General features: G+C 43.8%; 18 protein-coding genes and 1 pseudogene. 11 read left to right on the top strand and 8 right to left on the bottom strand.

What is annotated here, in order from left to right; genetic code table 11:
* Positions 1 to 228: 228 nt before the first annotated feature.
* On the bottom strand, positions 229 to 867 hold the full coding sequence (locus QT984_RS18590; protein ID WP_333057543.1) for a transaldolase family protein: 639 nt from the start codon (positions 865 to 867) through the stop codon (positions 229 to 231).
* 583 nt (positions 868 to 1,450) lie between these two features.
* Between QT984_RS18590 and QT984_RS18585 the strand changes: the two genes are divergently transcribed.
* Positions 1,451 to 1,678 carry a hypothetical protein gene (locus QT984_RS18585; RefSeq protein WP_333057544.1) on the top strand — a complete coding sequence of 76 codons (228 nt, stop codon included), beginning with the start codon at positions 1,451 to 1,453 and terminating at the stop codon, positions 1,676 to 1,678.
* A gap of 435 nt (positions 1,679 to 2,113) precedes the next feature.
* On the opposite strand, the gene QT984_RS18580 is transcribed toward QT984_RS18585, so the two are convergent.
* Positions 2,114 to 2,782, bottom strand: a complete 669-nt coding sequence (locus QT984_RS18580; protein ID WP_333233916.1) for an ElyC/SanA/YdcF family protein — start codon at positions 2,780 to 2,782, stop codon at positions 2,114 to 2,116.
* A gap of 101 nt (positions 2,783 to 2,883) precedes the next feature.
* Here QT984_RS18580 and QT984_RS18575 point away from each other — a divergent pair, with 101 nt between their 5' ends.
* Positions 2,884 to 3,555, top strand: a complete 672-nt coding sequence (locus tag QT984_RS18575; protein WP_333057546.1) for an aminotransferase class IV — start codon at positions 2,884 to 2,886, stop codon at positions 3,553 to 3,555.
* 104 nt (positions 3,556 to 3,659) lie between these two features.
* Positions 3,660 to 5,111: an anthranilate synthase component I gene (locus tag QT984_RS18570; protein WP_333374623.1), complete on the top strand. Its 1,452-nt coding sequence runs from the start codon at positions 3,660 to 3,662 to the stop codon at positions 5,109 to 5,111.
* A gap of 477 nt (positions 5,112 to 5,588) precedes the next feature.
* On the opposite strand, the gene QT984_RS18565 is transcribed toward QT984_RS18570, so the two are convergent.
* Positions 5,589 to 6,749, bottom strand: a complete 1,161-nt coding sequence (locus tag QT984_RS18565; protein WP_333233915.1) for a quinone-dependent dihydroorotate dehydrogenase — start codon at positions 6,747 to 6,749, stop codon at positions 5,589 to 5,591.
* 230 nt (positions 6,750 to 6,979) lie between these two features.
* On the opposite strand from QT984_RS18565, the gene QT984_RS18560 reads away from it, so the two are divergent.
* On the top strand, positions 6,980 to 9,901 hold the full coding sequence (locus QT984_RS18560) for a GAF domain-containing protein (RefSeq protein WP_333233914.1): 2,922 nt from the start codon (positions 6,980 to 6,982) through the stop codon (positions 9,899 to 9,901).
* A 404-nt stretch (positions 9,902 to 10,305) separates the two neighbouring features.
* Here QT984_RS18560 and QT984_RS18555 read toward each other — a convergent pair whose 3' ends face one another.
* The gene (locus QT984_RS18555; protein ID WP_333211278.1) at positions 10,306 to 10,779 is read right to left on the bottom strand and encodes an ABA4-like family protein; all 474 of its coding nucleotides are present in this window, start codon (positions 10,777 to 10,779) and stop codon (positions 10,306 to 10,308) included.
* A gap of 178 nt (positions 10,780 to 10,957) precedes the next feature.
* On the opposite strand from QT984_RS18555, the gene QT984_RS18550 reads away from it, so the two are divergent.
* Positions 10,958 to 11,968, top strand: a complete 1,011-nt coding sequence (locus QT984_RS18550; RefSeq protein WP_333262322.1) for a leucine-rich repeat domain-containing protein — start codon at positions 10,958 to 10,960, stop codon at positions 11,966 to 11,968.
* 139 nt (positions 11,969 to 12,107) lie between these two features.
* Here the strand turns inward: QT984_RS18550 and QT984_RS18545 are convergent, their stop codons facing one another.
* Complete coding sequence (locus tag QT984_RS18545) at positions 12,108 to 12,479, bottom strand: hypothetical protein (protein WP_333211274.1); 372 nt, start codon at positions 12,477 to 12,479, stop codon at positions 12,108 to 12,110.
* A gap of 46 nt (positions 12,480 to 12,525) precedes the next feature.
* On the opposite strand from QT984_RS18545, the gene QT984_RS18540 reads away from it, so the two are divergent.
* The 3 genes and pseudogenes from QT984_RS18540 to QT984_RS18530 all read left to right on the top strand — a co-directional run.
* Positions 12,526 to 13,125, top strand: coding sequence for a transposase (locus tag QT984_RS18540; RefSeq protein ID WP_333057556.1), 600 nt, complete (start codon positions 12,526 to 12,528; stop codon positions 13,123 to 13,125).
* Between the two features lie 131 nt (positions 13,126 to 13,256).
* On the top strand, positions 13,257 to 14,093 hold the full coding sequence (locus QT984_RS18535) for an IS5 family transposase (protein WP_333338023.1): 837 nt from the start codon (positions 13,257 to 13,259) through the stop codon (positions 14,091 to 14,093).
* A 46-nt stretch (positions 14,094 to 14,139) separates the two neighbouring features.
* Positions 14,140 to 14,749: pseudogene (locus QT984_RS18530) on the top strand (RNA-guided endonuclease InsQ/TnpB family protein); the annotation flags it as partial.
* A 48-nt stretch (positions 14,750 to 14,797) separates the two neighbouring features.
* Here QT984_RS18530 and QT984_RS18525 read toward each other — a convergent pair.
* Positions 14,798 to 16,297, bottom strand: a complete 1,500-nt coding sequence (locus QT984_RS18525) for an NAD(P)/FAD-dependent oxidoreductase (RefSeq protein ID WP_333056358.1) — start codon at positions 16,295 to 16,297, stop codon at positions 14,798 to 14,800.
* A 207-nt stretch (positions 16,298 to 16,504) separates the two neighbouring features.
* Between QT984_RS18525 and QT984_RS18520 the strand changes: the two genes are divergently transcribed.
* From QT984_RS18520 to QT984_RS18510, 3 genes are all read left to right on the top strand, one after another.
* Positions 16,505 to 18,196, top strand: coding sequence for a hypothetical protein (locus QT984_RS18520; protein WP_333056355.1), 1,692 nt, complete (start codon positions 16,505 to 16,507; stop codon positions 18,194 to 18,196).
* A 111-nt stretch (positions 18,197 to 18,307) separates the two neighbouring features.
* Positions 18,308 to 19,303, top strand: a complete 996-nt coding sequence (locus tag QT984_RS18515; protein ID WP_333056353.1) for a pentapeptide repeat-containing protein — start codon at positions 18,308 to 18,310, stop codon at positions 19,301 to 19,303.
* Between the two features lie 91 nt (positions 19,304 to 19,394).
* Complete coding sequence (locus QT984_RS18510) at positions 19,395 to 20,729, top strand: serine/threonine-protein kinase (RefSeq protein ID WP_333211270.1); 1,335 nt, start codon at positions 19,395 to 19,397, stop codon at positions 20,727 to 20,729.
* Positions 20,730 to 20,927: 198 nt separating this feature from the next.
* On the opposite strand, the gene QT984_RS18505 is transcribed toward QT984_RS18510, so the two are convergent.
* A complete protein-coding gene (locus tag QT984_RS18505; protein ID WP_333211328.1) occupies positions 20,928 to 23,357 on the bottom strand; it encodes an ATP-binding protein in 2,430 nt (809 codons plus the stop codon).
* A 1,184-nt stretch (positions 23,358 to 24,541) separates the two neighbouring features.
* Positions 24,542 to 25,177 (bottom strand): DUF6658 family protein, encoded by a 636-nt coding sequence (locus QT984_RS18500; RefSeq protein ID WP_333056350.1) that lies wholly within the window; start codon positions 25,175 to 25,177, stop codon positions 24,542 to 24,544.
* Between the last annotated feature and the right edge of the window lie 615 nt (positions 25,178 to 25,792).

Here is a 25,792-nt window from a genome sequence, read left to right as displayed (position 1 = left end):
TTAATTCGCGCTCCTTAGTTAGTATTCCTCACTCATCAGTCTTATCAAATAGGGTGACTCGGAATTTACCCTGCAAGCTAGAGTCCCGCTCGTGAGCTCTCATCGAGAGCAGGACGCTCGCACGATCGGCATCATTCGGATGTTAGCCTATTTGATATTAGTGATTCAAAACCCATACCAATTACCCACTAGGAATTCGCAATTTGCACTTTTCACATAAATTTGGTATTATCCCAAAATTCCCCGCCCGTTTTGGGCAAATTCATCAACTGTTTGCTGGGATAATTCGTGAACTGCGATCGCCTGCAACACATCAAAAGGCAATGTTAAATGATGGGCGCCAGCTAATAATGTCTTCACCGCTTCTTCCGGCGATTTAATGCTAGCTGCCAAAATCTCAGTATTACTTCTGTGCAACACATTTGCCATATCCCGCACTAAGGCAAAACCGTCTCCCAACAATCTGGTGGCGCGATTCACGTAGGCGATCGCATATTTAGCCCCCGCTTCTGCTGAAACAACGGCCTGGGCCGCACTGTAAATAGCTGTCACCGCGCAAGGAATGGACGGTGACAAATGCGCGACTGCTTGAAAACCAGCCGCCGTTGCGGGAACTTTCAACACTGTTTGCTGTCCAATTAATTCAAAAGCCGCTTTTCCTTCTGCTACCATGCCATCAACATCAGATGCCATTAGCTGATAATACACTTCCCCTGGAATCAGTTGTGCCAGTTGTTTAAGGGTTTGCTCAGGAGATAACTCACTTTTTGCCAAAAGTGTCGGATTAGTAGTAATTCCCGCTATCCATCCGAACTTGCTCGCCCGTGCGGCTTCCGCTACAATTGCAGTATCAACATAAATTGCCATCGGCTCTACACCTTCAGTTTGTTAATAATTTCCAGACACTTGCTTGCAGATTGAGATAAATCCGAGCAAAATTAATTGTTAAGCTTTAACAATATCAGAATCTTGGAAATATTACTGTTAAGTAAATATAACAATTCAGTGATGTGCATCATCAGTAGTAGTGTGTGAGTTTTGAATTTAACAGGACTTAGGCTCAGAAATCCCGTTTCTTACAAAAAATTCGTTGACGACGACATATCTGTGAACAAATCGGCTTTCTGAGGAAAATTGGCTAAGTGCTATTTAAGATAGCTAACAACTGACATCCCAATTTTTAAGTCAGTTGGTAACTGCGATTGTCGGGTACGGAAAACTTGACAATTCCCGCATCCAGGATACCCGCCACGTGATTCATCCGTGGAGAAATCAAAAACCTGTATCCGAGAAACTTGCCGAACGTATTTATCTCGCGCAAGTCAATGCTTCAATCTAAAATCTAAAATCTAAAATCTAAAATCGATTGACTCGCCAAATCCCGGATACAAATAAATTACATTTGTATTAAGGGTTATGTATGCAATAACTCCAGGATGTGACTCAGAAAATGACCGAAGAAAAAAATCAGCAGCCACAAGTCAGCCTTGAGACATCTTCTGAACAACCTCAGTTGGAAAAACCAGCAGAAACTGCTGAAGAATTGTCGAAAAATCTTAAGTCTGAAACTCTGTCTCAATTGGTTGAAAATAACGCCGAAGAGCGTTTGAAGGCTCTAGGCCGCTTAATGATGGTGAGCCTAACTTGGTCGCTGGCGGGGCTTTCCAAACGCGAGTAAGTTATGGAACACTACCGGAACGAGCGAGTTATGATTGATGAGTTGTGTCGGGACTTTGGTTTAACTCAAAACTTACAACTCCCGGACTTAGGAATGAGAATTAAATAACTTCCACTCTTGAAAGTGGGATGGGCTCTTATAGCCCATCCAAAAAGGACGGGCGGGACGCCCATCCCACAATAACAATTAAAATTGTAAGTTATTTAATTCGGGATCCTTACCTGATGTCCGGTTAGTTGTAATAAAATTTGTTTTTAGTCAAGACTTTAGTTTTTGTTTTAAGGACTAAAGTCTTCAACATATCACTCATATCATGTCCGCTCGATTAACCATAATATCCTGGTCTGGGCGGGTTTTTGAGATTGTCCTTTGTTGGCAGGTATTGTTGGCTCACGGGCCCCTACAAAAATCACGGTCGCTCGACTGGACATGATATCATAACTTTTCTTGAATTCCTTCAAACGGCCCCAAAAAAGTCGGTTCGGGACGGGTAACGCGCACTTCCCAAAGCGCTTTGATGACTGCCAAAAATTCGCGGAAAGTGTAGCGAATCATGCCCTTTTGGCGAAATTTGCCCCAATCCGGCGTTCCTAAGCCGATCGCCTTTATGCCCAACCGGCGACAGGTATAAACAGCGCGGGCTAAGTGAAAGTTTTGGGTAACTAAAACAGCCTGCGTTATGCCAAAAATCTCTTTCGCCCGGTAGCAACTTTCATAGGTACTAAATCCGGCATAATCGAGAACGATATTATTAATCGGTACGCCCTGGGCTTCGGCGAAGTCCTGCATTGCTTGGACTTCGTTGTAATCGACGGTGCTATTGTCTCCTGTCATCAAAAGTTTGTCCACTCGCCCCGCTTTGTACAAATCGACGGCTGCTTGCACTCGATCGGCTAACATGGGGCTTGGAGTGCCGTCTTCCCAAAGTCCGGCACCAAAAACTATAGCAATGGGTTCAGCAGGCACGTTAGCTATATCGCTGTGGCGGTAGTTGCGGGTAACAAATCGGACGTAGTAGTTGAGCGCTAGGGGTGTGAGCACTGAGGTTAATATTAACAGCCCGATGGCAAGGCGCCATTGAAATATAAAGGATTTAGGCAACATAAATTCAAGTTAACTTCCTATATAATTACACGAACAGGCCGCTTCGCGGGTCTAATAATTGTCTTGTTCCCGAATTTACATTATATTATATTGACAAAAATATGATTCAACACCAGCCAAACTTTGAATTGCTGGAATCACTTTTATGGGAACCCAAAAACGGCTATTTTTTGCTAGACAGACATCTTCAAAGATTAGAGCGATCGGCTGATTATTTTAAATTTTCCCTATCGCTAACAGAAACAAGCAAAGCTTTACAAGCATTAAGTATGACTTGCGGGTCAGTCAAACACAAAATACGGTTAACAATATCTTGTGAGGGAAACATAACGTTACAAGCTCAGACACTAGATAGCGGTATCTTAAAAATCGGTGCATCTGTGGGAATTGCCCGCCAACCGATCGATTCTCAAAACCCATTTCTTTACCACAAGACAACTTACCGATTGCCTTATACAATGGCTTTGGAGTCGCAGCCCCAATATCAGGATGTCTTTCTGTGGAATCAAGATGGAGTTATCACCGAATCCACGATCGCCAATATCGCGATCGATACACCCGCAGGTTTAATCACACCTCCCCTCAAGTGCGGTTTATTACCGGGGACGTTTCGTTCTCAACTTTTAGAGGAGGGAAAAATCAGAGAAGAATTAATTACCTTAGATGATTTGCAAAGAACCAAAACTATATTTCTCATTAACTCCGTTAGGGGTTGGATACGCCTCAAAAAAGAGGCAAGCGGAGATATTTGGAAAGTTGTAAATAATGGCTGAGATAACGCTTTAAATCGATTTTAGGAGGGTGCGAACTGTGCACTTTACTACAGAATTGACATTTTGCGTAATTCCTGAAAGTGTTAACCAGAGTGCAATCTATTATGAAAAAAATACAACCTTGGCATTGGCGAAAGCTTCCCCTAAATCAGCGCAGCGGATCGGAGATTTTTCAAACTTTATTTCTCGGTAAAACCGCCGACAGTGCAGGCTCAATATCGGAGTGTTTCCCCCGCGATATGGCTGTTCTGCTAGAAAGTCCAGTTACATCTTCTACTAACTTGGCACGATATTCTATTTGTGCAGGTTCTCCCCGGATAATTGACGGTCAATCTCAGCTATGGACACCGCCAGTCGGTGAAATTTTACCTTTTTTGCGCGCTCTTTTGGACTCTCAAGAGCAAAATTTAGCAGTGAATGTACCGCCGGAAATTCCTTTTACGGGGGGTTGGTTGGGATGGCTAGGTTATGATTTAGCATGGGAAATCGAACACCTGCCCCAACTCAATACCGATCCGCTTCCTTTCCCGGTTAGCTGTTGGTACGAACCAGAATCTTTTGCGGTTTTAGACCATCAAACGCAAATTCTCTGGTTGGCTGCGAGTCAACCTTCTCAACTCGATGTTATGCAGCATCAATTAGAGCAAGCCAAGGGAGAAATAATCCAGAATAATTTACCGGAAAATTATCAACAAAATTCCGCTACTCCTATTTTCCAATTATCTCAGAGTGAGTATAAAGAAATAGTGCGAAAAGCTCAGAAGTATATTCATGCAGGCGATATTTTTCAGGCTAATTTATCTTTGCGGTTTGAAGCCCGTACAGATTGCAGTAGTTGGTCAATTTACCGCGCTTTGCAACGGATCAATCCTTCGCCTTTTGCAAGTTATTGGCAAACTCCGTGGGGGGCGATAGTTAGTTGTTCGCCGGAAAGACTGGTTCAATTATTAGGAAAAAAAGTGGATACTAGACCGATCGCGGGAACGAGACGGCGAGGTTCAACCTGCATTGAAGATGAGCAGTTAGCACAGGAATTAATAGAGAATATCAAAGAAAGAGCAGAACATATTATGTTAGTTGACTTAGAGCGCAACGATATCGGGAGGGTGTGTGAATGGGGTTCGGTAAAAGTTAACGAATTTCTGACCATTGAACGCTACAGTCACGTGATGCACCTCGTCAGTAATGTTATCGGTACATTAAGAGGAGATTGCGACGCGATCGACTTAATTCGAGGGGTATTTCCGGGCGGTACGATTACAGGTTGTCCAAAAGTGCGCTGTCTGGAAATCATCGAAGAATTGGAACCGGTGAAACGCAATTTATTTTACGGTTCCTGCGGTTATTTGGACTGGCGCGGAAACCTGGATTTAAATATTTTGATTCGCACCCTTTTATATGCACCAAAAAGTGACGGTACGACGGGGGGGGTTGTTTGGGGACAAGTGGGTGCGGGGATTGTTGCTGATAGCGATCCAGAAAGGGAATGGCAGGAGTCGCTGCAGAAAGCTCAAGCTCAAGTTAATGCTTTGAAATTAGCGGAAATATTTGATTAGATGCGTGTTAGATAAATCGAGTTGTTAAGATTGTTGAAGATTTTGAACGCCGATTTACTTTTGATGCAATACTAATTAAAATCGATCGAAACCAAAAGATTTTTTGTAGTATTAATGTTAGGGAACTGTTGGTATGGTGTTGCCTGATACTTTTTTTAGCGATCGCACTGTGAGTCATATCAATTCCGGCAGTCAGGCCGGAATGATATCAAATCCGCGCTTCTAAGTCGGGCTTAAAGTCGAATCAAGCTGCCAACAAATAATTCGCGCAATTTTCATTTTTTTACTCACAGTCACCAGTCAACAGTCAATAGTCATTAGTCATTAGTCATATCAAATCCGTTAGCATCAGAATTATTCATCTCTCTGTTCTCTTCCTCTGCGTTCTCTGCGTTCTCTGCGGTTTAATCATTCCAATGCAACCGGAATTGATATCATTAGTCATTAGTTAACAGTTAACAGTCAACAGTCCTATGTCTATTGATTGTCCGAACCTACTGCCTCAGAAATCGAACTAAATCCGCTTTCTTCTAACTTTTGCAGCAAACCTTGGAGAATCCGACGCACCATCCAAGGCCCTTCGTAAACCCAACCGGTGTAAACTTGAATTAAACTCGCACCGGCGGCTATTTTTTCCCAAGCATCTTCGGCGGTGAAAATGCCACCAACTCCAATTATGGGTAATTCGCCTTTTGTATATTGCCAGATAAATCGGATTACTTCTGTCGATCGCTCCCGCACAGGAAGCCCGCTAATTCCCCCGGCTTCTTCGGCGATTGGTTTGCCTGTTTCTGGCAATATTTGTGTTTTCAATCCGTCGCGGCGGATGGTGGTATTGGTGGCGATAATTCCTGCTAATTGGTAGGTTTTTGCTAAGTCGAGGATAGATACGAGATCCTCGGACTCCAAATCCGGCGCAATCTTGACTAAAATGGGCTTGATTCCCTGATTTTCTTGTTGCAAGATTTCCAAAATTGTGCTAAGCCCAGCAGCATCTTGGAGCGATCGCAACCCAGGCGTATTCGGAGAGGAAACGTTGACTACAAAATAGTCGCCCCAATCTTTCAGCAGCTTAAAACTCTCCAAATAGTCGGCTGCTGCCTGCTCTAACGGTGTTACCTTAGATTTACCGAGATTGATGCCCAAGGGGAACGGAGACTGAGGCATGGGGCCCTGGGCATCGAGTGGGGACTTTTTCTGTGCTGCCTGAAACCGGGCTGCCATTGCCGCGGCTCCTTGATTGTTAAATCCCATGCGGTTGAGGGCTGCACTGTCCTCCGTCAAGCGAAACAAGCGAGGTTGGGGGTTTCCCGGCTGTGGTTGACAAGTGACAGTGCCAAGTTCGGCAAAGCCAAAGCCAAAATTTGCCCAAATATCGGCAGCTACGCCGTTTTTATCAAATCCGGCGGCCAAGCCGACAGGATTGTTAAAGCTCAGTCCCCACAAAGATTGTTCGAGGCGAGAATCTTGGACTCCCAAAGATTTCTGCAATCGAGAGAGCATTTGGCTGGTGGCGGGGTTTGACTGGGTTCTGGCTGCAAGTTCAAGAACTTGGAGAGTGCGGTTGTGCAGCCACTCGGCATCGGTTTTCAATACGGAAAACAACAGCGGGCGTACACTTGATTGATAAATATCCAATGATTTGTACTGGGGCAATTTACAAATGAGAAAGGAGAAGGAAAATAAAAATATTCACGAGCAGGCAGGGAAGGCGAAGTTTTTACTTCAACCTCGATCGACTTTATCCAATGTTTGAGACTGAAGGATAAGTGAGACGATTATATTATAAGTTGACTCTTTGGCATTTTAATTTTTTGAATCTTTAAGTTAGTAATTTTAAATTAGACAAGGTGCGGGGAAGCTTGGAAATGGGGCAGCAGCAAAGACCAAAGGATTTAGACGAACAAATCGCGACCCTAGAACGCGTTCTCCAGACTCTCCGAGAAGAGGAGAATGTGGAAGTGCTACTTTCGACCACACTCGGTTACTTGCAAGCGGAATTTGACTGGGGTTTGATTTGGATCGGGTTGTACGATCGACAGGCCCACAGATTGTTCGGGAAAGGCGGCATAACTCCTAACGGCGACCAGTCTTTTCTCAAACAGCGGTTTGCCCTCAGCCCAGGGGATTTGCTGGAACAAGTGGTGATTCAGCTCCGGCCGGTGGGAGTCCCGGATTTGCGATCGGAAAACCGAGCCGGAGAATGGCGCAAAGCAGCTCAAACTTTCAATATTCAAGGCACGACTCTGTTTCCGCTGCGCTACAAAGACCGCTGCTACGGCGTGATTTTGCTCGGAACTGAGGTATGGGGAGCGTCGCCCAAGTCGGGGGAAAAAACCCAGTTGGCGATCGTATTTGGAGCGCTGGCAACTGCTCTTTACCAAATAGAAAAAGACTGGCAGCGACAACAAGTTAAACACCCAGATGAGTCTCTTTTAGCGCTGATTTCGCAGTTGGGGGAATTGCGATCGCTCGACCAATACTTGCAAGCGGTGGTAGAACAAACTCATGAATTTATTGAGCCGACGCGCACCAATGTTTATTGGTTCGAGCGAGAGCGGCGCTATTTTTGGCGCAGAGTCAGCAACCGCGAAGTTACTCCGGGTTTGAGCGGGCCGGGCCGAGCGGCTTCGGGCATCACCGTCCAAGACTTGGGCGAATTTTATCAGGCTTTGGGCAGGGAAGAAATGGTTTGGATCGGTGAATCTCAAAGTTCTCTGAAAACTGAGCTGACAGGGCGGTTGATGCAGCAAATCCGCGCTCGCTCTCTGTTGGCTGCGCCGATTGTTTCGGAAGGGGAATTGTTGGGATTTTTGGCAGTCGAAGCCGGCGAGCCCCGGATTTGGCAAGACAATGAAAAGCATTATCTGCGGGGAGTGGCGCAGTTAGTGGCTCTGACGGCTCCTGTGTCGGAGATGGAGGAGAAAATTCAGCAAATTGAGATCGATCGAGATTTAACTGCCGGAATAGCTCACGCCATCTACAGCGATGCTGACTGGGAGACGACTTTGAAAAATACCGCCGAACAGTTGTGCGATCGGCTCAAATGCGAATACTTTTTGCTGCTGCTGTACGGCGAAGAACAAAATCGCTTTGAAATTGTCTGCCAAAATCTGCCCCGCAACCGCAGGGCAGTGCCGTCGCCACTCAACGCCCTGGATGTGGCTGACGTGGGGCTGTTGCAAGCAAGTGCACCTCTGGCTATTGAAAATTGGGAGGAAGATGGGCGGTTGGGCGCTTGGCGGGAAGTGTTGGGGGAAGCTGGGGTGCGATCGCTGTTGGCATCGAGCACTAGGGCGAAAAAGTCCGAGGGAGAAAACCCCAATCTCAAATCGAAAATCGCCAATCGCAAATCGATCGAGGGTTTGCTGGTTGTCGGACACAGTGCAACTCGCACTTGGAGGCGATCTGAGCAAGAATTAGTTCGGCTAGTGGGCGAACAACTCGGATTGATCCTGCACTCGTGGCAGCAGAGTTCGGCAATCGACAAATATCAGCAATTTGAGCGATCGCTCAAATCGGGTTTGGCGGTTTTGCACCATTCTCCTGATGAGCAATCTGAGCAAGAGATATCTGCTGCTTCACCGCCGATGTTCCCAGAGTTGCCGCTACAAAAGCTCGATCGTAACTTTGCTCAACACGTTTCCCAGACAATTTCCTGTCCTTTAGTAGCCGTAATTACTTGGAATCCCGGTGATGAGGAAGGTTCGATCGTGGCGACGGTAGCTGCTAATCCCGTATTTGCCCTCAATCCCGAGGCGGTGATTCCTGTCCAAACAGATGCTTTGATCCAACAAACCCTGGCTGCTAACTGCGTGGTGCAACAGAGCACGAGCCAACTGCCACTGGCGACAAAGCGGTGGCTACGCAGTCCGGGAATTGGCGAGATTATGACGGTGGCGCTGCGGACGGCCCCAGAACACGCTCCGGTGGGCATTGTGGTGGCTGCAGACGCTCCGGGCCGCCAGTGGTCGGAGTTGTCGGTGAGTTTACTTAGCTCGATGGCGTCTCAGTTGGCTTGGTGGCGCAGGTATTTGGCGGTGCAATCGATCCAGGAGTCGCAGCGATTGGATCTAGAGTTGCTCAACTGGTACAAACAACGCCGTTTTGAGGAGTTTTACCGCACTGTGGGAGCGGGGGTGAAGGAGTTGGGGGAGTTGAGTCAGTCGATTTTGCAGTCGGCGAAGGAACAAAAGGATGCTCTGAAAATTTTGCGCTACCAACAGGTTTTGCGGCAAATTGGCAATGCTTTGGGGTCAACTCATTTGCTGCTGAAACAGGAACATTGGCGGCTGCAATTCGCACAAGATGCGGTGCCTGTGAGCGCTTGGCTGAGACGATCGCTCGATCGAACGGCCCCCCTGGTCAAACACTCGAAAGTCTTGCTGGATGTGCACAGAGAAGCTGCTGTGTCTATGCCGGCCGGTCAGACTTTGAGCGTTCGCGGGGACAGCATCAAGCTGGATTTGATTCTGTGCGAATTGCTGGCGACGGCTTGCAGGCGCTCTGCTGTTGGTGCCAAGATTGAGATTCGCTCTGAGTTGTTGGGGGAAGATTTGTTAGAATTGTCTGTGATCGATAGCGGCGCGTGCGATCGACAGTTAATTGCTGCCTTCAACGGCGGTTCCGAACCCGATATATTAGCGGTTGCTAATTCCCATAGGTCGATCGTGCAAAATCTCTTAATTTGTCAGCGAGCAGTACGCTTAATGGGGGGAAACTTTTCTCTAGAAATGTTAGAAAACAATTTAATTGTCGCTCGTTTAGTGCTGCCCCTAGCCAATTCTTAATCTGGTAAAATTTTGTAAAAGTTCCAAGCTGCGATCGAGGATTGTAGGGGCGGGTTTCACCAACAATAATTGCCTAAAACCCATAATTTTCTAAACCCGCCCCCACCCAACAGTAAACCGCCATCTACCTCTTTCAAAATACAAGGGACGGATTTAGCTAATACAGCCTCTTCGGTGGTTCATGAAGTACACTATAAATATATTGTGTGGTGTTAATCTGTAGGGTGCGTATCTGCAAAATATTGGTCGATAAAACTTACAGATTGACGGGTGTATCCGCACCTTACACGGGCTAGAAAATTGTGTGTACCACATCTACATGGAATATGCTGTATCTATATTGTTACTGATATCTTGCGCCATTCTTAGGAACGAACGGGCAGGAGAGCCCGTTCCACAATACATCAATTTTCTTGCGGGTGAACCGGAGAAACCCCCCCTGAAAGACTTTCAGAACTCGGGAAAAACCTTTGAGTAATCCAAGCAGTTACAATATGAGAAAGCAATCCCATCGGCCCAGCAAAAAAACACAAAGCCAAAGAATGAACCGTCCAAACTCCTGTCCGCTGTCCTTCCAAATAAATCCAGCGCCCGACAAACAAGTCCATCACTAAAAAATGTATCCATCCCGTAGCCGCCGCCGTTTCCTCCCCCAGAAACTTAGCAATATCTGCTAACTTAGGATTCGACAAAGCAGCCGCATTTTCCGCCGTCAGACTGCTACCAAACAAATATATGTACAAAACGGCGAGCACTGCAAACGGAATAAAGGAATTCATCACTTTTCGGGTAATTCCCCAGTTGGGTAATAAAATCATAATTGCCCAGAAAGGCACAACGAACAGATTACCGGCATTAAAAATTAGTTCTGGTGTCATAGTTGGCTCTTGGCTCCTGCGAAGGCAATGCAATTAACGATGTTAAGATTACTTTACACAATTTTTGCTAAAATTTCTCAAAACCCGAAAAAAATCTCATTCACCAATGAAATATAATTGCTATACTTATCTAAAATTTCAAATCTCGCATCTAAACTCGATTAAGGCAGCACAGCTTATGATAAGTTATAATAACTTTACCGATTGGTGCAAGCACAAAGAAAACATCTCTTCAGGCGCCAAACATACCGTAGACATACTGTTGCAAATATCAGACACCGCCGAGTGCGATCGAGCTAACGAACTGCTTTCTAATACAACAGAACTTAACCTCAAAAATCTTCAAATTACCGATATCAGCCCCCTCTCATCTTTTACTCAACTTACTACTCTCATCCTCGGCAGTAATCAAATATCTGACATCGCTCCCCTGCAATCTTTAACTAACCTGAAAGCTCTGGTTATAGATGTCAATCAAATATCAGATATCCGTCCGCTTTCCTCTCTAATAAATCTGACTATACTCGTTCTGGATACCAATCAAATCTCAGACATCAGTCCCCTGGCATATCTAACTAATCTTACCGCACTTGTCTTGTTTGACAACAAAATTTCAGACATCGCTCCGGTGCAAAAGTTAACTAACTTAAATGCGCTGATTCTCTACAACAATCAAATTTCCGATCTCGCTCCTCTGGCAAATTTAACTGAACTCCAGACACTCTACCTTTATAATAATAAAATATCGGATATCACGCCGCTGGCTTCCTTAAAAAATCTCAAGACGCTGTTTCTGTTCGGAAATGAAATATCTGACATTACTCCGTTGAAATCTTTAACTAATTTAAATAAATTGGTTTTATTCCAAAATCAAATATCAGATATTAGTCCTTTGACATCGCTGACTAATTTAATTGAACTCAACCTCGGTAACAATCAAATATCAGACATCAGTCCGCTGAAATCGTTAACTAATTTGACTGAACTTTATTTGTTCAACAATCCGATTTCGGATAGCAGCGCGCTACAAGCTTTAAATAATTTATTTTTACTAGACTTGTACAACAATCAAATCTCGGATATCAGTTCCCTGCAATCTTTGCAAAAGTTGACTACGCTGGACTTGCGCGGCAATCCCATTGTTAATAAAATTTGCCCTGTCAATCCTGAATCTATCTGTCGGTTTTAATTAATTATTAAGACCGAGGCAAGATGGCAGTTTATAGAGTATAATGTTTAACGTCAATATCAGGAGAAAGTGATGAGCGGACACGATGCTTTGATGTTAGGATTGCTGCTGTTGCCAGGTTTGGCTTTGTCGATCGCAATTATGGGCGCTTTTGCCGCTGGTGGATAATCAGTTTTGGCAGCAGGGAGATTTTGTAAAAAGTAGTTTTTTCCTCGTTTTCCTCGTTCCCAGGAAGAGCCTGGGAACGCATTTCACTATTGCTCTGCCTCCTGTTTTTTTGCAAGCGAGGCAGAGCCTCTGGATCTCGGTTCCCAGCCAGAGCCAGGGAACCAGTTAATTTTCCTTCTCCCTTCTTCCTTCTTCCTTCTTCCTTCTTCCTTCTTCCTTCTTCCTTCTTCCTTCTTCCTTCTTCCTTCTTTCTTCTTCCTTCGCTTACCAAAAAATCGGGTCTAAAGCCCCCTCCTTCTAGGACGGCTTTAATTCCCACAATGTGTGAATAATTGTTAAACATACAGATTTGCAAGTAAAAGTCTTTGTAGAAGTGGTAGGCTATTCCAATGATAGTTTTAGAGTTTAAGTTAAAGGGCAAAACGGAGCAGTATCGGATCATCGACGACATGATTCGGACGGCTCAATTTGTCCGAAACAAAACTCTTAGGTATTGGATAGAAAATCAAGGAGTTAAGTTAGTAGACCTGTACAAACAATGCGCCATCATGGCAAAAGAGTTTGAATGGGCAGGCAAGCTTAATTCGATGGCACGTCAGGCTTCGGCAGAACGTGCCATTTTTGCTATCCAACGTTTCTTTGCTAATTGCAAAGCCAAGAAACCAGGGAAAAAGGGATACCCGCAGTTCAAGAAACATACTCGATCCGTTGAGTATAAAACTTCGGGTTGGGAATTTTCTACCGACAAAAGATGCTTGACACTTAAGGATGGTTTTGCTGCTGGAAGGTTTAAGTTAATCGGTAGTCGGGACTTGCATTTTTATGCACCCAGTGAGATAAAGCGAATCAGAATTGTGCGTCGTGCCGATGGCTACTACGCACAATTTTGTATCAATGCGGAACGAAAAGAGGAATTCGTTTCTACTGGTGAAATTATTGGAATAGACGTTGGACTAAACCATTTCTATACTAGACCTCTTGCAAAATAATTTTATGATATAATGAAAAGTTTTGCTGAAAGTTGATTGAATCCCAACTCTTAACTTATTTTCACTCTTGTCTTGTTATCAACAAAATAAAATGCTATAAAGTGCTGTTGTAGTTACAAAACGAGTAAATCATGAAAAATCAATTTTATCTAAACTTAAAACCCGATCAATTTCAACGTAGATTTGGTATCAAGATTGAAACCTTGAAAGCAATGGTTAGCGCATTGGAAAATTTCAAGTCAGAAAATCATAAAGACAAAAGAGGGCGTCGCACTATCCTAACTCTCGAAGAACAGGTCTTAGTCACCTTGGAATATTGGAGAGAGTATCGAACATATTTTCATATTGGGACAACTTGGGGAGTATCTGAATCAACAATTTGCCGAATTGTAACTGATATTGAATCTACTTTAATGAAAACAGGAAAGTTCCGTATTCCGGGGAAAAAGGCATTACTCAAAGACTCTGATTATCCAGAATTCGTGGTGATGGATGTCACAGAAACAACTATTGAACGACCCAAAAAAAAACAGAAGAGATATTACTCAGGAAAGAAAAAGTGTCATACTCTAAAAACTCAATTGGTAATTAATCAAGAAACAAAAGAAATTATTTGCACTGCTTTTGGACCAGGGCATTGCCACGACTTTAACTTGTTCAAAAAAAGTAAAATTCATTTTCATCCCGAAACAAATAGCTTACAAGATAGTGGCTATCAAGGGATAAAAGACTATCACACTAATAGTTATATACCTAGGAAAAAACCTAAAAATGGGAAACTTTCTCGAATAGAAAAAGACTACAATCTAGTCTTAGCGCAGGAGCGAATTGTTATTGAACACGTTAATCGGAGTCTCAAAATTTTTAAAATATTGTCGAGTCGTTATCGGAATCGCCGTCGCCGTTATGGTCTACGTTGTAATTTGTTGTCAGCAATTTACAATCATGAGTTAGCTCTAGCCGATTAAAATTAAAACTTCTGATTATAACATATATCTTTTTTGCAAGAGGTCTACTGATAGCGATGGCGAAACAGTTGCCAACCCTCGATATCTCCGTAAAAGTGAAAAAGCTTTGAAGAGATTGCAGAAGCGAGTTTCTCGAAAAAAGAAAGGATCGGGTAATCGGAAGAAAGCGATCAACAAGTTAGGAAGAAAACATCTGAAGGTCAGTCGGCAGCGTAAAGACTTCGCCATAAAGACGGCGTTGTGCGCGGTAAAATCTAACGATTTTGTAGCCTACGAAGACCTTCATGTGCGGAATATGGTCAAAAATCACAAGCTTGCTAAATCTATTAGCGATGCAGCGTGGTCACAAACTTGATCATTATTTGGAGTATTTTGGAAGAGTGTACAGCAAAACAATAATTGCTGTGGCTCCTCAGTATACTTCTCAAACCTGTTCAAATTGTGGAAATCTTGTTAAGAAAACGCTGTCAACTCGAACCCACATTTGTGGTTGCGGTACGATATTGGATCGCGATCACAACGCCGCGAATAACATTTTGGCGAAAGGGTTGAAGCAGGCAGGAGTTGGCTTTAATTTAAATACGGTGGGGCACACCGAAATCAAAGCTTGGGGACAGACCGATCTCTACTCAATGGTGGCAGCAAAACAGAGATAAGTTCGACTGATTGATCCAAGAATCCCCGCGCCTTCAGGTCGGGGAGTGTCAAAAAAATTGTGCTGTCACATCGGAATTTACCAAAGTATTCGCGCACAAAATACCCGATGCTGCGACAGCGGGCACGCCAATTCCCGGCATGGTGCTGTCTCCCACGCGATACAAGCCTTTGACTGGTGTTTGCGGCCCGGGAAATGTGCCTTTTCCGGCGGCAATTGCAGGCCCGTAAGTTCCTTGATATCGATGCAAAAATCGGGCGTGGGTTAGCGGTGTGCCGATCGACTCTAAGACTATCCGCGATCGCAAATCCGGTATAATTTTTTCTAAAGCTTGAAACAGAGATTGCGATCGCTCTTGCTTTTTCTGCTGATACAATTCGCCATATTCCCAACCTTCGTAAGGTTCCAATGTATAAGCGTGAATGGCGTGATGTCCGGGCGGCGCCAGAGTTTCATCCCACACTGTAGGAATCGAAATCATGCAAGTATTTCCGGGTACTGTAATGTCAATCTTGCTGTCGTGAACGACGACGTGGTGGCCGGTCAAACCTTCGAGTCCTTCGGCTTTAATTCCTAAATGCAGGTGCATGAAACTGTCTACTGCTGGCATCGACAAAGCGTTTTTTCGGTAGCTTTTCGGCAAATCTTCAGGCCGCAGTAATTTTGTATAAGTATCCCAGATTGTGGCATTGGAAATGACAATTGGGGCGCGGATAATTTCGCCATTTTTCAAGCGAACGCCAGTGGTTTTGCCGGATTCAACTAATATTTGCTCGACGGGAGCTCCCAGGCGCAATTTTCCTCCCCAGCGCTGCAAGCCTCTGACTAAAGCATCGACGATCGCACCGCTGCCACCTACAGGATATTCGATCGCACAGCGCGATCGTTCGCCAATCATAAAAGCTATTTCCGGCGCGACAGTTCCGTGCGCTTTCAAACCAGACAGCAAAAAGCACTCCAAATCGATCAAACGCCGCACCCAAGGGTCACGCACGTCCCGATCCATCAAGGAACCTGCTGAACCCGCGATCGCACCTACTAGCGGCAACAGCTTCAGCAAAGCAGGCGAGTACCGAGACAGCAAAACAGGTATCAACTGCCAGTCGGATCTCAGCGCTAAAGCCGGAATTCCACGCAAAGCTTCATACAAAACTAATAAATTTTGTTGAAATTGCTGTAATTCTACAGCACCTTGCGGTGCGAATTTAGCTACAGCATCTAAGTAACTTCTCGCATCAGCATAAATCGGTAAACTTCCCTCTGGAAAATGGTAATGCCCCAGCGGATCGTAAGAAATTGCAGCGATCGATTCCTCCAAAACATCAAAAACTTGCCGCAAAGGATTGAACGAGCGGGAGTCAGTCAAACCGCAATAAAAAGAAGGCCCCGAATCAAAGTGAAATCCCCGGCGCGAAAAGCTGTGAGCTGCCCCGCCCGCTATGATGTGGCTCTCGCAGACGAGCACCTGCTTCCCGTAGCGAGCTAGCATCGAGCCTGCGACTAAGCCCCCAATACCGCTCCCAATTACGATCGCATCAAAGTCTTGCATTTATCAAATGTGGTATAATTGTATTATTTCTTGCTAAGTGTTGACCCGCCCAAAAACGGGTACCGTGCCACCTACGCTCCTGAGTGGAGATACTAAAATTTTAGACTCAAGTTCTGGTTCCCAGATTCACGGCGCTGCAAGTAAATCTCAAATCTAAAATCTCAAATCTAAAATCGACTGACAGGGTATTTTTATGGGAGGAAAACTATGAAAGCTTTATCTATTTTAGATGAAGTTGTTCGCGAATTAGAACAAGACGTGAATCTCTCGCGCATTAAAAAAATAATATTTTTTGCTTGTAAAGAGTTCTGGGAAAACGACCCTGCCCAACTCGCCAGCGCCGATGTAAGGATTTTAATCGAAGAACTGTGCGCCAAATACAGCAGGTTAGAAGATATTGAAGCTGTTTTAAATAGTATAGTCTCTAAGGTTAATAAAAAAAACGAGTATGCTTTAGTAGCAGACCTCATAGTCTGTCAACTTAGCAGGCTGTATGAATTTGAAGACTTCACCAAATTAGAAGTAAACATATCTAGTTTTGGCGGTCAGGAATCTCCCGCATTTGAAGAACACTTTAGTTCGGAAGTACCCAGCAGCGAAGAAAGGGCAAGAAACCCCGGCACTTTATTTGATGTGCGACAAAAAATTTTGCAGCAAACAAATCCGCTGAGGGCGAAAATCCTCATTTTTTCTACTCTTTATCACCAGTTTACTTTTAGCGATCGCGACTGGCTACTTCTGAAAACTCAAGAACTTGACAATCTACTGCGACAACTGTTTAATGTCTGTACCACCCTAGCCGAACTGGAATCTCAGTTGTACAGAACTGCTAGCAATCTCGACAACAGAGATGAAAACGACCAAGCAGCGAGCGTAATCATCAAAGCGATGAATCCTTGTTACGCAAAAATGCAACAGGAAGAACCCCATGAAGCCGAATCTTCGGCTAGTGAAGATTACGATCAGACACATTTAAACAACAGTGTTTATCAAGAGATCGAGCTGGTGGACAAAGGCAGCGATTATTTTGATCCAGGCGAGATTACCCACATCCTTCAAGCTGCTCCACCTCACTATCATTATGACCCTCAAAAGAGTTACTTAGTGCCGGACACGGCAGAAAATCTACCGTTTCAAGAACCCGAAACCAGCAATAATTATCCTACTGAGTTCAGACAGGAAATGGTAGAAACATTCCCAGTTGCAGAAATGCCGACTATTATCGAAATTTTAGAACCTGCTGCTCCTGTTATTATAAATATTAGCGATTCCATCAAACGCAAGTTGGGATTGGAAGAAGAAATGACAGAATTAGTCAGTCAAAGTGCTAACTCCGCCACAGCGCAAATAGAAAATATATTCACCCAGTTAGAATCAGCCTTAAATGGAAAGTTTTCAACCGGAAGTGCAGAGGATCGTTTGTACTGGAAATATAAAAATCTCAGAGAGTATGTAGGCAAAGTTCAGAAGTTTACCGATAAATTGCTGGAAATTTTGATTGAATTGGAGTCAAAAGAAAGCGGAAAAAATCTTTCTAAAATCCCAGAAAATATGGCAGACAATATTTCCGAAATCCCGCCGGAAAACTCTAGCCCTAAAGCAAATCAGTATCAGCTTCTGGAAATGGCAAAACAAGGCAAACCAAAGGCGATCGCCCAATTGATCAATCAATTGCTACAGCCTAAAGGAATTGCTGCTACAGTAGGATTTAAAGACGGTTGGCTCCATGTGATTCTGGAGTCTGCTGAAGTACCAAACCAACAGACTACAGCTACATACATTCACAAAAAACTGTGTACTTTAAAATCAAAATATCTTACTCATGTGAAAATTCACGGGCGACAGTTAGGCAGCAAAACAGTTTCTTGGACTCAAGAATTTGTCAATCAAAATCATTAAATATCCCGACTTAAGTCAGGGGCTAGACAAACTAATTCCGCCTGCGCGAACAGAAGAATTTTAACAATTCTAGAAATAGCAGATTGTACCTAATTAACAACAAAAACAAATATGAATGCCAGCGAAATTTTAAGGCGATATACATCAGGAGAACTAGATTTTCAAGGTATGAATCTCAGAGGGGTATACCTGAGCGGTGCCGATTTAATTGGCGTCAATTTAAGTAATGCTGACCTCTGGGGTGCAAACTTAGCGATGTCGTACCTGAGCAGAATTAACCTTCAGCGCGCCAATTTAACTAATGCAAAGCTGTGCGGTGCTAACTTAAATCAAGCAAACTTGAGCGGAGCAAATTTGTCCGATGCAGACTTCCACGGAGCGACTTTGCAAGGTGCAGACTTTCGCAGAGCCAATATCTCTTTGGCAGTTTTTATTGATGCAAATTTGAGCGATGCAGATATGCGAGGTGTGAATTTGCAAGGTGCAGATTTGCGCGGGGCGTGCTTGCGGGGTGCAAATTTGCGGAAGGAGGTGCGGATTTTTGAGGGTGCAAATTTGCGGGGTGCAAATTTGCAAGGTGCCGATTTGCGGGGCGTCAATTTGCAAGGTGCCGATTTGACTAAAGCTAATCTCAGTCACGCGAATTTGACAGAAGCATCTCTGGGGGAAGCAAATCTGACTCAGGCGAATTTGAGCGAAGCTATTTTAGATGGCATATATTTGACTGAAGCAACTTTGGTAGAAACAAATTTTTCCTGGGCTGTAATGACAAATGCTAAGTTGGAAAGAGCTGTGTTAATTGATGCTGAATTTGCTGGCGCTAACTTGCGGGGTGCATTTCTTCCTGATGTTAAGTTGAGCAATGCTAATTTAGTTATGGCTGACTTGAGTCGAGCTAATTTAGTGAGGGCTGATTTAAGTCGAGCTAATTTGAATCAGGCAAATTTGAGTGAAGCTGATTTGACTGATGCTTACCTGGCTAGAACAGATTTGCGGGAGGCAATTTTGCACCGCACAACTTTGATTAGGGCAGATTTGAGCACTGCTAATTTAGCGGGGGCTCAGTGGCGCGGTACAATTATGCCGAATGGAGAAATGCACGGATAATTACTTGTACTAGCAATTTAACGCTCTCGGGAAAATAGTTAATTTAATAGTTAAGGAAATTTCATATAATTAAAAAAAATAGTGCAATGCTGTGTTAAATCCAGGAAAAATTTTACAAGAACGTTATCAATTGCAACAGCGTTTAGGGCGCACAGCGACCGGTCATCAAACTTGGCGAGCAGTAGATTTAGAGTTTCAAGAACAGGTGACACTAAAAATGTTAGCTTTTAGCCCGGAAATGCAGTGGGAAGAACTCAAGCTCTTTGAAAGAGAAGCACAAGTTTTGCAGGCGCTAAATCATCCCCGCATTCCTTGCTATCGAGATTATTTTTCCCTGGAGAGGGAAGCCGGATCGGGATTGCCTTGGTTTGGGTTAGTGCAAGATTATATTCCGGGGTTTTCGCTTCAGGAATTGTTAGAAAATGGTCAGCATTTTTCCGAAAAACAAGTACGAAAAATTGCCACTGAAGTTCTGGAAATTTTAATTTATTTGCATGAATTAAGTCCCCCGGTTTTGCACCGAGATATTAAGCCGAGTAATTTAATTTTGGGGGAAGATCAGCAGGTTTATCTAGTAGATTTTGGTGCGGTACAAGCTCAAGCGGCGGTGACAGGTGTAACGTTTACAGTGGTAGGAACGAGTGGCTATGCACCCTTAGAACAGTTTTGGGGGCGGGCGGTGGCGGCTTCGGATTTGTATGCTTTGGGAGCTACTTTAATTCATTTGTTAACGGGGGCGACTCCTGCGGATTTGCCACAGAAAGATTCTCGGATTCAGTTTAGCGATCGCGTGAGTGTCAATCCTACTTTGGTAAGCTGGATTGAGAAGATGACGGAAATCGGGTTAGAAAAGCGTTTCCCCCTGGCTAGAGAGGCTTTAGCCGCTTTGAAATCGGGCAACATACAAGGAGCTAATCTTCAAATTGCGACTGTTCGGAAAATTGCTAAACCGCCTCACAGTCTCATTCAAGTTAGCAAATCAGCGACGGAGTTACACATTAAAATTCCGGCTGTCTTAGTCAGAAAGCCTTTATTCTCTGCTTATCTAGGAACAGTAATGCTAATGATATTCATCCCGACAATTATCCCCTTTTTAACAGGAGAATTGAGCATAGGGGTAGTAATTTCGGTACTTATAATAGGTTTCTTAGTTAAGGTTATTTTTGAGATAAAGCAAGTTAAATTTAATCGCAAATTTTTTAAAATAACACATCAGGTATTGGGGTGTAAATACTTACAAGAAACAGGAGAAATATCAGAAATCTTGGGTGCTTTCATTCACAATAACTCTCTTTCGGGAAATCAAATCAAGATTCGTGCCGGTAACGATATGGGAACTTACTTTTATGTTGTAGCAAAAAATTTGAAAGAGGTTGAGGCGGCTTGGTTAGCGCAAGAAATTCAAGATTGGTTAAATTTAAGATAAATTTTTGTAGGGCGAAGCCTTGGTGATTAATTTTTTTTGTATAATAGACATCTCCCAACTCAAAATGGGTGACGCGCTCACTTATAGGGTGTCTAAAATACAACTTTAAAAGAGTTATGCTAAGGCTTTCAAGAAAAGACCCGAATTAAAGTCAGTATATGTTATTACCCGATCGCCCAAAAAACATTAAATTTTAATTCAATTTTCTCCCTTCACAGGCAAAACGATCGCAAACTCAGTGCCAATTCCCGGCTCGCCATTCACTTCGATGCTTCCGCCATGTTTCTCTACCGCAATCTGGTGGACAATTGCCAACCCCAATCCAGTTCCTTTTCCGACACCTTTCGTCGTGAACAAATGGTCGAATATCTGCTGTTTAATTTCCTCTTTGATTCCGGTGCCGTTATCAGCTATTTTAATTTTAATGTACCCTTCGCCAACTATATCAGTGCATATCGTGATGCGGTTGGGATTGGCGGTAATTTCGCTAAAAGTGCGTCCTATATTTGACTCTTCTAAGGCATCGATCGCATTGGCAAGGATGTTCATGAAAACTTGATTTAATTGACCGGGAAAACATTCTATTTTAGGGAGATTGCCGTATTTAGTGATAACTTCGATCTGCGGGCGGTGTTCGTTTGCTTTGAGGCGGTGTTTCAAAATTAAAATAGCGCTATCAATGCCTTCGTGAATATTAAAAGGAACTTTGTAGTCTTTGTCGCCTCGCGAGAAGGTACGCAAACTGTTGCTGATGCTGCAAATGCGTTCGCATCCGAGTTGCATTGAATCAATCATCTTTGGTAAATCTTCCAAAAGATAATCGATGTCTATCTCTTCGGCGTGGTCGGCAATTTCCGATGGCGAGGCCGCGGAGCGATACAATTCTAAGTGTTCGATTACATCTTCCAAACTCCTTTTACCTTCGCTTAAATTGCCAGAAATAAACCCAATCGGATTGTTGATTTCGTGGGCGACTCCGGCGACTAAATTGCCCAAAGCTGACATTTTCTCGCTTTGGACGATTTGCAGTTGTGCTTGCTGTAAATTTTTTAAAGTTTGTTCGAGCTGTTGATTTTGCTCTTGCAAAAGTTCTGCGGCTCGCTTGCGCTCGGTGGCATCCACGCCCAAACCGATAATCCCGATTGTCTCGCCCTGGGAATTTTTTAACTGCACTTTGGTGACTTCTAAATAGTGCAGTTTGCCGTCAACAAGTCTGAGAGTTTCGCTGGAGTAATGCGGCGAATCTTGGGCAAGGCAGGCCGCATCTGAAACCAGACAGTTCGCTGCATTCTCTCCGAGTATATCTTTGTAATGATCGACAGCTAAAAACTCGCTCAGGGGCACGCCCACATCTTCACAAAATGTCTTGTTGAAAAACTGTACTTTACCTCTAGGATTAACCATCCAAATCCAAATCGGAGCGACATCAAGAATTGCTTGCAGCATTTGTTTCTGCTCCGCAAGCTGAGCTTCGGTTCGGCTAATTTTTACTAGCGATCGCTCTAATTGTTGGTTATAATCCTGATATTTTTTATAGAGCAGAGCATTTTGCAAACAGATGGCTGCCTGGGAAGACAGGAGATTGAGAAGTTGCAGTCGATCGCGGGTAAAAACTTTTGCGGTTAAGCGATTTTCCAGATACAAAATGCCGACTAAGCTGCCTCGATCGAGAATCGGCCAACACAGCAGGCTCTGCGGTTGATATTTGAGGATGTAGGAGTCGGAATCCCAATCACGTTGTTGAGTGAGATCCCGAACAATCACAGGTTTCAATAAATTTTTAACGCAGTCAACAATTTTGAGGGGCAAGATATCGCTGTTGTCATCGAGTTTTGCGGATGATAAGTCGATCGCCCACTCGACTCCCGAATTGTCGAGCGTGCTGGTAGCCGCGATTTCCCATTGATTGCCGTTTGGTAAAATCAGCGCTCCTTTGTCAGCTCCTGTATTTTTCATCGCCAGTTGCATGAGTTTGGCAATCAGTCGATCGAGTTCTCTTTCACTAGAGAGCGCTTGACAAGCTTTGAGCAGTGTTGAAAAATTCCCGAAATCTGAGACACTCGCCGAAACAGACGGATGAATGGATGGATGAATGGATGGATGAATGGATGGATGAAGCGATTGATTTTGCCCAGCAGGTGTTGGAAAATTTGCTAATGAATTTGCAGGGAGTTTTGCCTGTTCTAAAATCGGTTTTAATAATTGAGGATAACGTTTTTCTAAGTCATCAATTTTTGCTCTGTCTCCCCAGCGGACATAGCAATCATAGGCATCTATCATGTAGATTCTGGCAATTTTTTCCCTTCCTAATGACAGGTAAAATTTAGCAGCGAGTTCGCAGGCAAGAGCTTCTTCATTGACATATTCGTTAGCTTTAGCTCCGGTAATAGCTCGATCGTACAATTCCATTGCTTCTGCTGTCTGTCCCAAAACGCCCAGCAATTCTGCCTCAACCAGATCGAACTTGTGTTGGTAATTGATCGGCGTATGGTGCGCGAATTCTTTGAGTTTTTTCTGACTAGCCCCAACGCGATCAAGGATTTGTTGGCGCTCCGCCGGTGGGGCCTCTGCATAGATTGCCAAATCTGCCAGCGCATCATAAAAGTCGTGCATCATCGTTACTAGCATCAAAACACAATTCCCAAGATAAGGTTTACCTCCATTTCCCCTGTCGATTGGCTGCGGATTACTGCTCTAATATATCCTGAATCCGTGGCCTCTTTTTGCTAAATTTTATACACCTCTATATAGCAGGTAACAGTCAAGATTAATTGAAAGATTGGAAGGTTTAATGTATTTGTAAATAACCGGTCTGCATTTCAGTCTGTCGAAAATTTTTCTTCTGTTTAGGACTATTTCTACCGATGCAATTAACGGTCGCTAATGCAACTTTTGGAGATTTGGGCAGCACCGCCTCTCGGAAATCCTCCGCCACAATAGCGTAGGTTTGAGAATTTTAGCGGCGGGTTGTCGGTCTTTCTCCCCCATGAATCGATCGATAGCCGATCGAGAATCTGTGTACGATTGCGCGATTGCGCGATCGAGCGATACCCCGGTATTACCCTAGTCAAATATACTCCATTTATTATTGTGTCCATATTGGCTGACCTCAACCCAGACATTAACTTGACAAAACTTGGTCTATCTATCTTAGGGCATAAACACCATAATTTTCGAGCTGTAGATCAAAAAATCAAATTATCTATTAAAAAATAATGTTTTATACTTGAGCGATCGCGATTAAAGCTGTTTACTTACGTATAAGTTTCTGCTCTTAATCTCAAAGGCGATTAAATAAACGCAAAATTCCGTATAAACACTGCCTTGTCATGTATTGAAAAATACACACCTTAATTAATTGAATTTAATATAGCTCGATCGCCCAAATTTCCGCAAAGCCGATCGAAAAGTTATTACCTTAAAAAGTCCAAATACAATCTATATATATTATAAAGAATCCGTCGTGAGAGCAGTGGCATTCCAGTCCCCCGAATTTATCTCGCGCAAGTCAATGCTTCAATTCTTTAATCTTTAATCTAAAATCGATTTACCGAAAGCATCCAGGATACAGGCCCCGAATTTATCTCGCGCAAGTCAATGCTAAAATCTAAAATCTAAAATCTAAAATCTAAAATTGATTGACTTTACCTACATTCCGACAGAGGTTAAAACCCCTGTCGGAATGTAGCTTCCAGAAAAGGAAACAGCGTTATTTGAGATTAGTAGTCTGTCGCTCTTTGGGCCTATCGTTGAGTTCAGTCAATATCTCGATTCACTTTCGAGCAAATATCGTCTGAGGCATCTTGAGCCTTCTATCTTGCATCTCGTGCTGCATCATTGATATTTTCTTGGCCGCCGGCGGTATTATATCTCAGAGACTCAGTACCCTCTGATACTCTTTCTTTTGCTCCCTCGGTGGCTTCTTTAACAATATCTTTTGCTCCCTTCAAGCCTTCGCGAGTGTTTTCTTTAAGATTAGCAAAGCCTTGTTTGGTTTTGTCGCCAAAGTCATCAGCTTTCTGCTGGGCGGTGCGAGCATCCTCCTTGATCTTTTCGCCAATTTGGTCGAGTTTTTCAGGCGCATCATCCGCTACCCGCCGCACATTTTCACCTACATTGTTGCTAGATTTCGTGTCAATGCGGCGCTGCGCTTGATCTTTGAGAAGCTGAGCTTTTGCTTCTGTTGTTGTCATCTTTTTGTTTCTAGGATCGACATCGCTGTAATCGTTCATGCCGCCTTTGAATTCGGACGTTACAGCGCCGCTCGGCACTTCTTCTCTAATTTGGTCGGCAGTTTTTCCTTTTCCTGTCATCACATCAGTTTTTCCTGCCATAATATCAGGGGCGCTGCTGCAGGCCGTACTCACAAATACTAAAATGCCAGCCAGAAAAACTGTTAAAATTTGTACAGCTCGAATTTTTTTCAGAAATGCAGTTAGTGTCTTCATAAAAATGCTCGGTAAGTGGGAAACAAGCGTGGCTTGAGCCCTGAGAAGGAAACGACGCGGCGGTTTCAACCGCTTTGAATCGCCTTTCGGGGTTGGAGAGGTATGGTTGCCCCTCCGATGGAGATATGGTTGTCTCCTTTCTCCCTTGCGGGGTAATGTTCGCCTCGACCTGGTTATAAAGGCTTGTTAGACCTGCAACACTGTTTCAGTGACTTTAAAACTGTTTAATTGCAGATGACAGAGCGGAAAACTGGCGTCGCATTCACCGGTGTCGTGACCTAAATAACGTCTCCGCCATGCGGGGGTCTGGTCAGAACAGCTTGCAATTTCTTACAAGCTCAGTGGCACTTAGCCCTGAGTTCCTGACAAAAATGCTCCTTTCTATTGTGAGATGCTCAAATGCCTGGTGGTTTTGTAGATGGCTAGCCTTACCAAATTAGGCACTTAAACACTTTTTTAAGTATACGAATAGAAACCGTAGCTTTTCATCTATCCCAAGTTACATTCCTCAAGTTATAGTAGGAGGAAGAAGGAAGAAGGAAGAAGGAAGAAGGAAGAAATAAGAAGGAAGAAGGCTCTTCAGCTTGGCGAGCGGAGAGAAATCACCAATCAGGA

It is taken from the genome of Microcoleus sp. Z1_B2, assembly GCF_036700325.1.
GTDB lineage: Bacteria > Cyanobacteriota > Cyanobacteriia > Cyanobacteriales > Microcoleaceae > Microcoleus.
Note: the sequence above shows the minus strand (reverse complement) of the source record. Positions and strands in the feature narration are given on the sequence as shown.